Genomic DNA, 14,123 nt, shown 5'->3' on the forward strand with positions numbered 1-14,123 from the left:
CCTGCGCACCGCATCCGTACGTATCCATACGTCTGCTCCATGCGTCTGCATACGTCTGCGCTACCGCGCCGCCCGCCGCATCCGCCACAGCAGGAACAGCGCGGAGGCGAGGGCCGCGACCCGGGCCACCACCGGCAGGCCATCGAGCAACTCCTGCCCCAGCCGGCCCTCGGCGACCGGCTCGCCCCAGCGGCGGTCGACGCGGCCCCACAGCCAGACCAGCAGGCCGCCGGCGAAGATCCCGGGCACCCCCAGCGCCGCGAACTTGGCCTCGGTCCGGGTCAGCCGCCGCGATACGTAGGCGAGCGCCCAGCCACCCGCCATCGCCCACCAGGACCCCAGAACCGCACCGGCCACGAGCAGGACCGCGGCCAGCGTCGGGACGGGGCTCAGCCATGCCCGGAGGGGCATCGGACCGCCGGAGTCCTCCCAGGAACCGGGCTCTTCCTCTTCCTCACCCAGACCTATGTCACCGGTGTCATCCTCCGCAGCGGCCCCGGCATCCTCCTCGGCCTTGCCCTTGCTCTTGCCCTTGCCCTCGGCCTTGCCCGCACCCTCCCCCTCACCCTCGTTCTCGTCGTCCGGCCGCTCCCATATCTCCGGGATCTCGATGCCGCCGACGAATCCGGGCACGGTCTCGCCTGGGCCGAGCGGTGTCGGCCCCGTCCGCCACCAGTCAGGAGCGTCGTCCCCGTCGCCGAGCTCGTCCGCGCCGGCGAGGTGCGGGGGGAGGCCGGAGGACGAAGCAGGGGTGGCGGGGGAGGCAGAGGAGGCAGGGGTGGCGGGGGAGGCAGGAGACGCTGCCGCGTTGTTGCCGTGCCACAGCGCCTTGCCGACGGTCAGGCCACTGCGCCAGGCCAGGCCGGCGAGCTTGTCGCGGGGGGAGGTCCGCCGGGAAGACAGATCACCGGCCCTCGAAGGCTGCCCGGCCTTCGAAGGCTGCCCGGCTCTCGAGGAGATCCCGGCCCGTATGGTGGCCCCACCCCCCGACGGCTCCTCGGGCAGCGCAGCGCCGCCGGCCTCCGCGACCACCGCCTCCGGCGCCCCCAGCCGCGCCAGCATCCGCTTCACACCGGACACCGAGTCGGGCTTCCGCTCATCTATCTCGGCCCGGAGCCGGGTCACCAGCCGCATCCGCGTAGCGGCGGGCAGACCCTGCTGCTGGGCCAGGTCGCCCACCCGGCTCAGATAGTCGAAGACGAGCTGATCGCTCTCGATCCCCACGAAATCCCCTGCCCCCCTTGCTCCCCTTGAGTCACTGATCCCTTTGAGTCACTGATCCCCTTGAGCCGCTGCGACGATTCCCCCGAGATGAATCGCGGATGAATCCACGGATGAATCCACGTACGACGAAATCGCCTGCGGCGTCCGCTGGTTACCACCTCGACGGTACCGCCCCGCACTGACACCGGACCGGAAGCCGCCCGGCGCACCAGGGGGCATCCGGGGACATCCGGGGATATCCAGCGGCCGTCTCGGAGACGGAGCCACCGCCCCGCCCCCAGTACCGCTCCCGGCCCCACACCGCCACACACTGCCCCCGGCCCCCTCGCCCCGCTAACGTAGGACGAATGACCGGTATCCCCCGCACCCTCGCCGAGGAGCTTCGGACCCGCACCGACAGCGGGCTCATCGGGCTGCTGCGGGCCCGGCCCGACCTGCTCAATCCGGTACCCGGCGATGTCACACAGCTGGCGACCCGGGCCGGGACCCGGGCGTCGGTGGTGCGCGCGGTGGAGCGGCTCGACCTGTTCGCACTGCAGACCGCCGAGGCGCTGGCAGTGGCACCCGACCCATGCCCGTACGGGACGCTGGCCGCGCTGATGCGCGGAGACGCCGAGCACGAGGCCGCCGCCAGGAACGAGGCAGTGGTCGCCGGGAACGAGAAGGCCGCCGCCGGGAACCAGAAGGCCGCCGCCGCGGACGAGACGCTCATCGCCGAGCTGCCCCGGGCGGTGGCGCAGCTGCGTGCGCAGGCACTGGTGTGGGGCCCGGACGACCGGCTGCGGCTGGTACGTACGGCCCGCGAGCTGCTGACGCCCAGCGCCACGCACCCGTCGCCGACCGGTCTGGGCCCGACCGTCGCCGAGGCCACGGCCGGCATGTCGCCGGGCCGGCTGCAGGAGATCATCACGGCGGCCGGGCTGCCCACCACCCATGACCCGGTTTCCGCGGTCGCCGCGCTGACCTCGCTCTTCGCCGACCGCCCGCGGATGGCGCGGCTGCTCGACAGCGCGCCCGCCGAGTCCGTGGCCGTCCTCGACAAGCTCCTGTGGGGTCCGCCGTACGGCGCTGTCACCGACCGCCCGGCGGCGCATCTGCAGTGGCTGCTCGACCGCGGGCTGCTGCTGCCGGCCGGCGGCCGCAACGTCGCCCTGCCCCGCGAGGCGGCGCTCTTTCTGCGGGGCGGGCGGGCACACCGTCACCCCGAGCCGGTGCCGCCCGCGCTGGAGCCCGTCACGGAACGCGATCCCCAGCTCGTGGACCGTACCGCCGCTGGCCAGGCGTACACCGCGCTGGCGACCGTCGAGGAGCTGCTGAAGGAGTGGGATCTGGGCGGGCCCCCGGTACTGCGCGCCGGAGGCCTGAGCGTCCGCGACCTGAAGCGGACCGCCGTGGCGCTGGACACCACCGAGCAACTCGCCGCCTTCTGGCTCGAACTCGCCCACGGGGCCGGGCTGATCGCCTCCGACGGCGAGGCCGACGAGCGGTACGCGGCCACCCCGGCCGCCGAGGACTGGCTCCAGCTGCCCGATCATGAGCGCTGGGCGGCACTGGTGGCCGGCTGGCTGCCGGCGACCCGTACCCCAGGTGTGGTCGGCACCGCCGACGCGAAGGGGCGCACGCTGGCCGCGCTCGGCCCGCATCTGGACCGCTCCCGGCACCCGAGGTCCGCCGACGCGCCCTGACGCTGCTCGCCGGTCTGCCGCCGGGCATGTCCGTACCAGCGGCGGCGGTGCTGTCCCGGCTGCGGTGGGAACGTCCGCTGCGCGGGGCCGGGGCCGGGACCGGGCCGGGGACGGCGGGCCGACCGGCCGCGGCACCTGCGGGGAACACCGCCGCGGGCAGTCCCGCGCCCGCCAGGACCGCCGCCTCTGCCGCCTCTGCCGCCTCTGCGCCCACCTGGACCGGCGCCTCTGCCGGCCCTGCACCCACGTGGACCGGCACCTCGGCCGGTCCCGCGCCCGCCGGGGACACTGTCCCGGGCAGCCCCGCTCCCACCCTCGACCTGCGCTCGCGGCTCGCCCAATGGGCGCTGACCGAGGCCGAGTTGCTCGGCGTGACGGGCCGGGGTGCGCTCTCGGCCCACGGCCGGGCCCTGATCGGCGCCGCGCACGAGGCCCCTGCCCCCGCCCGGACCGGCGGCACGCAAGGGCCGGCCCTCCCCGCCCCCACCGGGACCAGCCGCACGGAGGAGGCGGAGGAGACAGCCACCCCCACCCCCGCCGAAGCCGCGACGGCCGCCGCCCGCGCCGCGGCCCTGCTCGCCCCGCTGCTCCCCGAACCGCTCGACCACGTCCTCCTCCAGGCGGACCTGACTGCCGTCGCCCCCGGCCCGCTGCGGCGTCCCCTCGCCGACGCGCTCGGCGTACTCGCCGACGTCGAGTCCAAGGGCGGGGCCACGGTCTACCGCTTCACCCCGGCCTCCGTACGCCGCGCCCTGGACGCCGGCCGCTCGGCCGCCGAGCTGCGGGAGTTCCTCCACACCCACTCCCGTACGCCGGTCCCCCAGCCGCTCGCCTACCTCATCGACGATGTGGCCCGTAAACACGGCCAGTTGCGGGTCGGCGCGGCCACCGCCTACGTCCGCTGCGACGACGACGCGTTGCTCTCCGAGATCCTCGCCGACCGCCGCGCCGCCGCGCTCCGCCTGCGCCGGCTCGCCCCGACCGTGCTCGCCGCGCAGTCCTCTCCGGAGCAACTCCTGGACGGGCTGCGGGAGATGGGCTACGCCCCGGCCGCGGAGTCCGCCGCCGGCGATGTCCTGGTCGCCCGCGCCGACTCGTACCGCACCCCTCCGCGCAGCGCGCCCGTCCCGGTACCCGAAGGGCCGCCGTCCCCCGACCGCACCCTGCTCGAAGCGGCGATCCGCGCCATCCGGGCCGGCGACCTCGCCGCCACCGCGGAGCGCAAGCCGGTCCGGGCCCAGGCTCCCGCCCAGTCCCCCGCCCAGGACCAGGACCGGGCCCAGGACCGGGCCCCGGGCGCCTTCCCGCGCACCACCTCCGCGGAGACCCTCGCCACCATGCAGGCCGCGGTGCTCACCCACTCGGCCGTCTGGATCGGGTACGTCAACGCGGACGGCGCGGCCAGCCAGCGCGTGATCGCCCCCGTACGGGTGGAGGGCGGCTTCGTCACCGCCTACGACCACACCGCCGACGAGGTCCGTACGTATCCGCTGCACCGGATCACGGGAGTGGCAGAGCTGGCGGACGACGCGGTCTGAACGGGGCCGGTCCGGCGTTCCGACTCGGATTCTCGCGTAATCCCCATGGCGTACGCGCATATGACCGGTGCACGGATGTGTGGACATGCTGAGGGCGTCGTCGCAAGGCGCGATGCACAGGAAGCAAGGAGAACGTCCCGTGTCGGATGACGCCATCATGGAAGCGCTGGGGAAGCTGAGGAAAGAGAATGAACAGCTGAGAAAAGAGAACGAGGAGCTGAAGAAGCAGCAGCAGCAAGGCTCATCCGGCCAGTCCGGCCAGTCGGCTCCGCCGCCCGAAAAGCAAGCCGTCAAGCTCACCGCGTCGGGAACGAAGGGCAAAATCGCTTCGCTGGCCGGCGGCCAGGGCAAGGCAAGGCTCCTGGACAAGGACGGCACGCCCATCGAGGGCGAGACGATCGTTTTTGAGGTTGACGGCAGGGAAGTCGGCTCCGGCACAACCGATGCCAATGGTGAGGCGACCGTCCAGTCCGGACAGTATGCCGGGGATCCCCAGATGTGGATTCAGGCGATCGGCAATGGATACACAGCCGTCTATAACGGCAGCAAGAAATACAAGCCGGCGAGGGCCAACGCCCAAGTCGGGGTAGGCATCACCTGAGGCAGCGGCCCACAATGGCGCCCCACCCCACCAGGGTGCGGGCGCTTCGGCATTCTGCGCGGTAATTTCCCGCGCCGCCATTCCACGCGCCGCCATTCCACGCGATCTTCGTGATCCGGGCCTCGTTATCCGATCTTCGTTATCCGGACCTCGCTATCCGGGCCTCGCTATCCGGTCCTCGTGATCCGAGCCTCGTGAGCTGGGCTTCGCGTATCGGGTTTCATGATCCGGGCCAAGCCCACCGTCGGCCATGCCACCATTGGCTGTGTCGCCGTTGCGCGCCGGGGATGCGCGCCGCGGACCCCGTTCCGCTGTCGGGACGGGACAGAGCCGACCCGGACCGGACCGGCCCGGACCGAACCGGACGGCCCCAGACCGTCCCGGACCGCCCCGACCGACGCGGACCGGAATAGATGCTTCGGGTGTTTCCGTTGTCACCTGGCGATCCCATCCACGGAGGTATGTGTGTCCTGCTTGATCGTCCAGAGCGACAAGACGCTGCTGCTGGAGGTGGACCATGAGATGGCGGACGCCTGCCGGCGCGCCATCGCGCCCTTCGCCGAGCTGGAGCGGGCGCCGGAGCACATCCACACGTACCGGGTGACGCCGCTGGGGCTGTGGAACGCCCGGGCCGCCGGGCACGACGCCGAGCAGGTCGTCGACGCCCTGGTGCAGTACTCGCGGTACCCGGTACCGCATGCGCTGCTCGTCGACGTCGCGGAGACGATGGCCCGGTACGGGCGGCTGACGCTGGTCAAGCACCCCACCCACGGGCTGGTGCTGACCACCACCGACCGGCCGGTGCTTGAGGAGATCCTCCGGTCGAAGAAGGTGCAGCCGCTGGTCGGGGCACGGATCGACCCGGACAGCGTGATCGTGCACCCCTCCGAGCGCGGACAGATCAAGCAGACGCTGCTGAAGCTGGGCTGGCCGGCCGAGGACCTGGCCGGCTACGTGGACGGTGAGGCGCATCCGATCGAGCTGCACGAGGACGGCTGGGCGCTGCGGCCGTACCAGCACCAGGCCGTGGAGGGCTTCTGGCACGGCGGCTCGGGTGTCGTCGTACTGCCCTGTGGCGCGGGAAAGACGCTGGTGGGCGCCGGTGCGATGGCCCGGGCGAAGGCCACCACGCTGATCCTGGTGACGAACACGGTCTCGGCCCGGCAGTGGAAGCACGAGCTGGTGCGGCGGACCTCGCTGACCGAGGACGAGGTCGGCGAGTACAGCGGCACCAAGAAGGAGATCCGGCCGGTCACCATCGCCACGTATCAGGTGCTGACGACCAAGCGGAAGGGCGTCTATCCGCACCTGGAGCTGTTCGACTCCCGGGACTGGGGCCTGATCCTCTACGACGAGGTGCACCTGCTGCCCGCGCCGGTCTTCAAGTTCACCGCCGATCTGCAGGCACGGCGGCGGCTGGGCCTGACCGCGACGCTGGTGCGGGAGGACGGCCGGGAGTCGGACGTCTTCTCCCTCATCGGGCCCAAGCGGTTCGACGCACCGTGGAAGGAGATCGAGGCGCAGGGGTACATCGCCCCGGCCGACTGTGTCGAGGTCCGGGTCAATCTGACCGAGTCGGAGCGGCTGGCGTATGCGACGGCGGAGACCGAGGAGAAGTACCGCTTCTGTGCGACCACCGACAGCAAGCGGGATGTGACCGAGGCGCTGGTCCGTCGGCACGAGGGCGAGCAGACGCTGGTCATCGGCCAGTACATCGACCAGCTGGACGAGCTGGGCGAGCATCTGAACGCGCCGGTGATCAAGGGCGAGACCACCAACGCCCAGCGGGAGAAGCTCTTCGACGCGTTCCGGGAGGGCAAGATCTCGGTGCTGGTCGTCTCCAAGGTGGCGAACTTCTCGATCGACCTCCCCGAGGCCACGGTCGCGATCCAGGTGTCGGGGACCTTCGGTTCACGGCAGGAGGAGGCGCAGCGGCTGGGGCGGGTGCTCCGCCCCAAGGCGGACGGGCACGAGGCGCGGTTCTACTCGGTGGTCGCCAGGGACACCATCGACCAGGACTTCGCCGCCCACCGTCAGCGCTTCCTGGCCGAGCAGGGGTACGCGTACCGGATCGTGGACGCGGACGAGCTGCTGGCGGCGGATGAGGATGTGTGAGAACGGGGGACGGCGGAGGACGACGTCGGGGGACGGCGGAGGAAAAAGTCCAGGGCTGACGTCGGTCCAGGGCTGACGTCGGTCCGGGGATGACGGGGACGACAGGGACGACGTCGATCCGGGTGGTAGGCCTTATCGGTCCGACCGAGGGCGTAGGCCCTGTCGATCCGAGTGGGAGGTCCTACCCGGTCCGGGTGGGTAGCTCCTGGCTCTGGCCCTGGCCCTCCGTCCTCGGTGTGGGCATACGGCCGGCAGGGGCGCGCGGAGCGTCACCGGGGGCACTCAGAACGTCGGCGGGCGCATCGGAGGGCGCGTCGGCGGATGCGTCGGCGGATGCGTCGGCGGGCGCATCGGCGAGGGTGGTGCCCGCGGCCGGGGATGTCCAGCCGGCCAGCACCGCGAGCAGGACGAGGCCGATCAGCGGGTACGGGGCGGCGAGCGGCTGCTGCCACCACGGCAATCGCAGGTCAAGGTCCCCGGCGTGCGGCACGATCCACATCGTGCGGAGGGTGAAGGCGACGGCGAGGGCGGCCAGCGACGCCCGCCGCCACGGGCTGCGCCGGGTGTGGGCGGCCAGCGCTATGAGCAGGGGCACGCACCAGACCCAGTGGTGGGACCAGCTGATCGGCGACACCAGCAGCGCGGTGACAGCCGTAGCCAGTACGCCCCAGATGTCCAGTCCGCGCCGCAGATATATGCGCCGGGCGGCCCAGAGCCCGGCCACCGCGGTCAGCAGCGTCGGCACCGCCCACAGCAGGCCCGGTTCGGGGGTGTGCAGTACCCGGCTGATCAGTCCCTGGAGGGACTGGTTGTCGACGGCCCAGACCAGACCGACCCGGCTGGTCTCGAACATCCGCCGGGTCCAGAACTCGACACTGGCGTCCGGCAGCACCAGCCAGCCCAGGACCGCCGAGAACAGGAACCCGGCCAGGGCGGTGAACGCGGCCTTCACCCGGCCGGTGATCAGGAGGTAGACGGCGAAGATCGCCGGGGTGAGCTTGATACCGGCCGCGATCCCGGTGACGAAGCCTTTGCCACGCGCGCCGTCCGGGCGGGACAGGTCCCAGAGGACCAGGCAGGTCAGGGCGAGGTTGATCTGGCCCAAGGCGAAGGTCTGGAAGACCGGCTCCAGCCAGAGGCCGAGTGCGGTGGCGGCGAGAAGGGCGGGTGCGCTGTACGCGGCCCGGCGCAGGCCGGTGGCCTTGCAGGAGAGGTGGACCAGCAGGGCGAGCAGGGCTGCGTTGACCAGAACGCAGGCGACCTTGAGGGTGCTGAGGGAGAGCCACGTCGTCGGGATGAAGAGCAGCGCGGCGAACGGCGGGTAGGTGGCCGGCAGATTCCACTCGGTGACCGTGAATCCGTAGAGATCACCGCGGGCCGCGGCGGCCTCGCCCTCGGCCTGGTAGACCGCTATGTCGGACATCGACAGCGGGTGGATCCGGTACAGCACGTACAGCCCGGCGAACGACGCCAGGAACAGCGTCAGTGCGAACACCAGACGGCGCGGGCTCGCGATGCTCAGGGCCCAGGCCCCTCTCCACGGCCGCGTTCCATCGGCGGCAGACACTCGCTGACTCCTCCTCGTCGACGTAGCCCCGAGCGCGCTCTGCCGCGACGCTAGTGGATCGGGGCCGACCATCCGTAACGGTTTTCGGATCGCCAGGTGTCGACATGAAGCCGTCGGAAGGCGTGATGAGTCGCCGCGGGTCGAACTCCGATCGCGATTGTCCGTGTTTTGACCGGAACCGGAAGGTATCGCGATGGGCACGTGTGCCGCTACACACGGGTCGATTCAGCAGCCGGTGCGCATCGATGTGCACCGGCGTGTATCGGCGTGTATCGGTGGCCAGTGAGGGGTCAGTGAGGGGTCATGTGACCGACCCGACGCACGGCCGCCGGGCGGACGCCCGGAACGTCGTCGGCGTACTCGCCCAGGACGGCGACGCTGAAGGCGGCCTTGCCGAAGACCTTGACCGCACGGAGGGCATCGCCCAGAAGGTGGCGGTGTCCCTGGGCGGACGCCGCACCGCGGACGGAGTCGGGGCCGAGGGCCGTGGCGCCCCGGGCCGGGCGGAATGCCGCGGACGGCATGGAGGCTGGTGGAATCGCTGCGCTGCTCATGACTCCATGATGGGATTCACTCGATTGCAGCACATCGGCCCCTGGACCCATCCCGAAGGCGCCGGTTCTCCACCTCCAGGTCCACCCCGCCCCCTACGGGAGACCTACAAGCGCCCTACGCATGTCAGGGTCATCCCCTCCGGTACGGCGGGGATGACCCCGTACCGGAGGCGTCGCGACCCCGGAATTCCGTTGGCGCCACAACAAGGTGCTGACTACAATCGCGCGTCTGCCTGCCTCCCGCCGAGGAGTGCCGCCGCCCGGTCGGAAACCGGTCGGCCCTTCGCTTCACGCCGCAGAATTCGCTATGCGCCTCGCGCCGCAGTACCTGCCTCCGGAGGCAACGCCGTGCCCTCGCCTGCCCAACACCCCTCCCCGACGACGCTACACGCCGAACGCCCCCACCCGTCCCCCGAGGAACACTCCTCATCGACGGCGCTACGCGCCGAACGCGCTCATTTGGCCGCCTCACGTGCCGCCCTCCGCGCCATGCGCCAGGACGCCGAGAACCTCAACATCGCGGATGTGACCGCGAACTGGGTCAATGCCGAGGTCCTCCAGGGCGAGATCGACGCCCGTATCAAGGCGCTCGCCGACCTCTCCCACACGCCCCTCTTCTTCGGCCGCCTCGACTACCTCCACGCACCGGGTATCGACCTCACCGAGGGCGCCGCGGGCGAGAGCTTCTACATCGGGCGGCGCCATGTGCACGACGCCGACGGCGACCCGATGGTCATCGACTGGCGCGCCCCCGTATCCCAGCCGTTCTACCGGGCCTCCAAGAAGGACCCGATGGATCTCGGACTGCGTCGCCGATTCGGCTATACCGGCGGCGAGTTGACCGCATACGAGGACGAACACCTCACCGGCCCGACAACGGTCACGCCTCCCGGTTCCGCCGGTCTCGCCGGTCCCTCCGGTTCCGCCGGTCCTGCCAGTTCCGCCAGCCCCGCCGGCCCCGAAGGTCCCGCCGCGGAGGCCCCCACCAGCCGGCTGCTCCAGGCGGAGATCGAACGCCCGCGCGTCGGCCCGATGCGGGACATCGTCGCCACGATCCAGCCGGAGCAGGACGAGATCGTACGCGCCGGGATCGGCGGCACGGTCTGTGTCCAGGGGGCACCCGGTACGGGGAAGACCGCGGTGGGTCTCCACCGGGTCGCGTATCTGCTCTATGCGCACCGTGAGCGACTGGCCCGCTCCGGCACCCTCGTCATCGGCCCCAACCGTTCCTTCCTGCACTACATCGAGCAGGTCCTCCCCGCCCTCGGCGAGTTGGAGGTCAAACAGGCCACGGTCGACGACCTGGTGGCGCATGTGCCGGTACACGCCACCGACGAGGCGGCCGCGGCCATGATCAAGGGTGATGCGCGGATGGCGGAGGTCCTGCGCCGGGCCGTCCGGTCGCACATCTCGGTACCGGAGGAGCCCTGTGTGGTCGTCCGCGGCTCCCGTCGCTGGCGCGTACCGGCATATGAACTCGAAGAGATCGTCCGCGAGTTGACCGACCGCGACATCCGTTACGGCGCGGCTCGCGAGGCGCTCCCCCAGCGGATCGCGCATGCCGTACTGGTCCGTATGGAGCAGGCCGGGGAGGCGCCGGACGACCGGGTGCAGGACGCGGTGGCCCGTAATGCCGCCGTGAAGGCCGTGGTCAAGTCGGCCTGGCCACCGGTCGATCCGGCGAAGCTGGTGCTCCGGCTGCTGGGCGACGCGGACTTCCTCGCCGAACAGGCCGAGGGAATCCTGACACCCGAGGAGCAGAAGGCGATCCTGTGGACGCAACCCGGCTCGGGGAAGAGGGCGGCGCGCGGCGTGAAGAGCGCCAAGTGGTCCGCCGCGGACACGGTGTTGATCGATGAGGCAATGGATCTGATCGAGCGCACACCCTCGCTCGGCCATGTGGTCTTGGACGAGGCGCAGGACCTCTCCCCCATGCAGTACCGCGCGGTCGGCCGCCGCTGCACCACTGGTTCGGCGACCGTCCTCGGCGACATCGCCCAGGGGACCACTCCCTGGGCCACCGGCACATGGGAGGAAGCGCTGGCCCACCTGGGCAAGCCGGGTGCGGCCGTCGAAGAGCTCACCCAGGGCTTCCGCGTACCGCGCGAGGTGATCGCGTACGCGTCCCGGCTGCTGCCCGCCATCGCGCCCGGCCTGACGGAGGCCACCTCGATCCGCGAGTCTGCGGGTGACTTCGAGATTCGCCGGGTCGAGCCGGACGACCTGACCGCAGCAGCCCTGGCGGCCTGCGACGACGCCCTGAAGAAAGAGGGCTCCATCGGTCTGATCGCGTCGGAGGCGCGTATTCCGGTGCTGCGCACGGCCCTTGAGGCGGCCGGTGTGTCCTGCCTGGCACCTGGGGAGGAGACCTCGGCCGAGTCCCGGCTGACACTGGTACCGGCCACGCTCGCCAAGGGCCTGGAGTACGACTACGTGGTCCTGGACGAGCCCGCGGCCATCATCGACGGCGAACCGGACGAACGAACCGGCCTGCGGCGCCTGTACGTCTGCCTGACCCGCCCGGTGTCGGGCCTGACGGTGGTTCACGCGGCCCCGCTTCCGGAACCACTGCGCCTTCCGGGGCAGCTGACCGGCTAGTGGAGCGTCGCGGTGGATCTCATCATGGGCGTCGCCGTGGATCTCATAGGTGGGCGTCGCCATGGATCTCGCCGTGGAACTCGGATCTCGCCGCGGTTCTCGCCGGATGAGCTGTCGACGGCCCGTCATCCGATCGGTCGCGCTCAGGGCGTGATGCGCCGCCAAGCCATGCATGGTTTTCCCATGAACACACACATGAACCGGCCGAAGAAGGCCGTTGCACGCATCGCGACCGTCAGTGCCGCCTTGGCCATTGCCCTTTCGGCCGGGACGGTGACGGCCGCATCCGCCACACCCACCCCACTCGCCCCTGGCGCCACCGCCAAGGCCCCGAGTACCCAGTCGGGCCCGGCCGCCCCCGGCGGCCACGAGCACAAAGACGGTGACCCCGACGAAGGCACCTCCAACTGCATGGCCATCTGGTTCCAGGTTTGCCTGGGCTAAGGAGCCTGAAGGCCTTCAGGGGTCCCGTCCCCCGTACCACCCGGCAGACCGGACGAACGCCGCCGGCACCGCCAAGCAGCCACACCGAGCCCGCCCGACCCACCTAGCCCACCTAGCCCGTCCAGCCTGCTGCCTGCTGCCTGCTGCCTGCTGCCTGCTGCCTGCTGCCTCAGACAACCTCCCGATCCAGCGCCTCACGCCACTCCCGTACCGCCGCCGCATCCACCGGCGCGTCCCAGCCGGCCGGCCGGGCGGCGCCTCCGATATGGAAGGCGTCCAGGCCGGCCGCGCACAGCGCCGGCAGATGGCCGAGCCCGAGTCCCCCGCCGACCAAGATCTGCGGCGCGTATCCGGGCTCGGCCTCAGCCGTACGTGCCTGCTCGGCGAGCAGCACCGGCAGCCCCGCCGCGACGCCCTCCGCGCCACCCGCCGTCAGATAGGTGTCGAGACCCGCGACGCCGGCCGCCCCCGCCAGCTCCTTCCGCAGCGCATCGCGGTCGGCAGCCCGGTCGATGGCCCGGTGGAACGTCCACCGGCAGCCGTCGATCACGTCGGCCAGCGCCGTCACCGCAGCGAGGTCCGGCCGCCCGTCCGGCGTCAGGAATCCGAGCACGAACTCCTCGGCGCCCTCCGCGCGCAGCGCCGCCGCCTCCTCGCACAGCGCCTCCAGATCACCGGCCGCGAATCCGTCGGCGGCCCGCAGCATCACCCGGAGCGGGAGGTCGACGGCCGCCCGGATCGCCGCGAAGGTGGCCCGGGAGGGCGTGAGCCCGTCGGCCGCCATATCGGTGACGAGTTCCAGGCGGTCGGCACCGCCGGCCTGGGCGGCGACCGCGTCCTCGGGCCCGAGCGCGATCACCTCCAGGAGCGCGCGCTTGCTCATATGACCCCAATCCTTCGTGAAGATCGCCGACAACTCCGGCATCCGGCATCCGGCAGACAGGTCTGGATACGCCTGGACAGGTCCGGACAGCCCAGCCATAGACAGGTCTAGTCCAATCTCCAGCGTAACGGGCCGGTCGCCCCCAAGGCACAATGATTCGCATGACCCCCGTGTCCCGTGCGGCAGACACCACCGACCCGGCGCCGGAACTGCGCCGACGCTGGGCAGCGACCATCACCGAGGCCCGCGGCGGCACGCAGACCGCGCCCCCCGGAGGCGCACCGGCCCCCGACCCCACCCCGTACGCGGACAACCTGCTCGCCCGGTGGAGCGAACCGCAGCGCCACTACCACACTGTCGATCACCTGACCGCGGTCCTCACTCGCATCGACGAACTCGCGGGCCATGCCGACGACTTGGCCGTGGTCCAGCTGGCGGCCTGGTTCCACGACGCGGTCTACCGGCCGGACCGCTCCGAGAACGAGGAGCGCAGCGCGGCCCTCGCCGAACGCGCCCTGCCCGAGCTGGGCATCGACGCGGCCCGCACCGCCGAGGTCGCCCGACTGGTACGGCTCACCGTCACCCACGATCCGGCACCCGACGACCCCGATGGCGAGGTGCTGTGCGACGCCGATCTCGCGGTGCTCGCCGGTTCGCCGGACGGCTACGCCGCCTACGCCGCCGCGGTCCGCGCCGAGTACGCCTTCGTACCGGACCCCGACTTCGCCGCCGGCCGGTCCACCGCCCTCCGTCACCTCCTCTCCCTGCCGCGACTGTTCCGGACCCCGCTGGGTTTCGACCGCTGGGAGCACCTGGCCCGCCGCAACCTCGCCACGGAACTGGACCTGCTCGGCGGCTGAGGCCCGCCGCACCGCACCCAGCACCTCACACCCAGCTCCCCCAGCTCCCCTAGC

Annotated in this window: 9 protein-coding genes and 1 pseudogene; 6 read left to right on the forward strand and 4 right to left on the reverse strand. The window is 71.6% G+C overall.

What is annotated here, in order from left to right:
* Window positions 1-60: 60 nt before the first annotated feature.
* Entirely contained in the window at window positions 61-1,224 is a 1,164-nt protein-coding gene (locus ACFY12_RS29530; protein ID WP_390718978.1) for a hypothetical protein, read from the reverse strand.
* Between the two features lie 347 nt (window positions 1,225-1,571).
* On the opposite strand from ACFY12_RS29530, the pseudogene ACFY12_RS29535 reads away from it, so the two are divergent.
* From ACFY12_RS29535 to ACFY12_RS29545, 3 genes and pseudogenes are all read left to right on the forward strand, one after another.
* Window positions 1,572-4,447 (forward strand): annotated as a pseudogene (locus tag ACFY12_RS29535) (helicase-associated domain-containing protein).
* 139 nt (window positions 4,448-4,586) lie between these two features.
* Complete coding sequence (locus ACFY12_RS29540) at window positions 4,587-5,048, forward strand: Ig-like domain-containing protein (protein WP_390718979.1); 462 nt, start codon at window positions 4,587-4,589, stop codon at window positions 5,046-5,048.
* A 465-nt stretch (window positions 5,049-5,513) separates the two neighbouring features.
* Window positions 5,514-7,163, forward strand: coding sequence for a DNA repair helicase XPB (locus ACFY12_RS29545; protein WP_390718980.1), 1,650 nt, complete (start codon window positions 5,514-5,516; stop codon window positions 7,161-7,163).
* A gap of 181 nt (window positions 7,164-7,344) precedes the next feature.
* Here ACFY12_RS29545 and ACFY12_RS29550 read toward each other — a convergent pair whose 3' ends face one another.
* Window positions 7,345-8,730 carry a glycosyltransferase 87 family protein gene (locus tag ACFY12_RS29550; protein WP_390718981.1) on the reverse strand — a complete coding sequence of 462 codons (1,386 nt, stop codon included), beginning with the start codon at window positions 8,728-8,730 and terminating at the stop codon, window positions 7,345-7,347.
* 290 nt (window positions 8,731-9,020) lie between these two features.
* Window positions 9,021-9,284, reverse strand: a complete 264-nt coding sequence (locus tag ACFY12_RS29555; protein WP_390718982.1) for a hypothetical protein — start codon at window positions 9,282-9,284, stop codon at window positions 9,021-9,023.
* A gap of 489 nt (window positions 9,285-9,773) precedes the next feature.
* On the opposite strand from ACFY12_RS29555, the gene ACFY12_RS29560 reads away from it, so the two are divergent.
* Entirely contained in the window at window positions 9,774-11,882 is a 2,109-nt protein-coding gene (locus tag ACFY12_RS29560) for a HelD family protein (protein ID WP_390718983.1), read from the forward strand.
* A 183-nt stretch (window positions 11,883-12,065) separates the two neighbouring features.
* Window positions 12,066-12,326, forward strand: a complete 261-nt coding sequence (locus ACFY12_RS29565; RefSeq protein ID WP_390718984.1) for a hypothetical protein — start codon at window positions 12,066-12,068, stop codon at window positions 12,324-12,326.
* Window positions 12,327-12,495: 169 nt separating this feature from the next.
* Here the strand turns inward: ACFY12_RS29565 and ACFY12_RS29570 are convergent, their stop codons facing one another.
* Window positions 12,496-13,209, reverse strand: a complete 714-nt coding sequence (locus ACFY12_RS29570) for a copper homeostasis protein CutC (protein WP_390718985.1) — start codon at window positions 13,207-13,209, stop codon at window positions 12,496-12,498.
* Window positions 13,210-13,370: 161 nt separating this feature from the next.
* On the opposite strand from ACFY12_RS29570, the gene ACFY12_RS29575 reads away from it, so the two are divergent.
* Complete coding sequence (locus ACFY12_RS29575; protein ID WP_390718986.1) at window positions 13,371-14,069, forward strand: hypothetical protein; 699 nt, start codon at window positions 13,371-13,373, stop codon at window positions 14,067-14,069.
* Window positions 14,070-14,123: the final 54 nt, after the last annotated feature.

Origin of the sequence: Streptomyces sp. NPDC001339 (assembly GCF_042895955.1) — a bacterium.
Classification (GTDB): domain Bacteria; phylum Actinomycetota; class Actinomycetes; order Streptomycetales; family Streptomycetaceae; genus Streptomyces.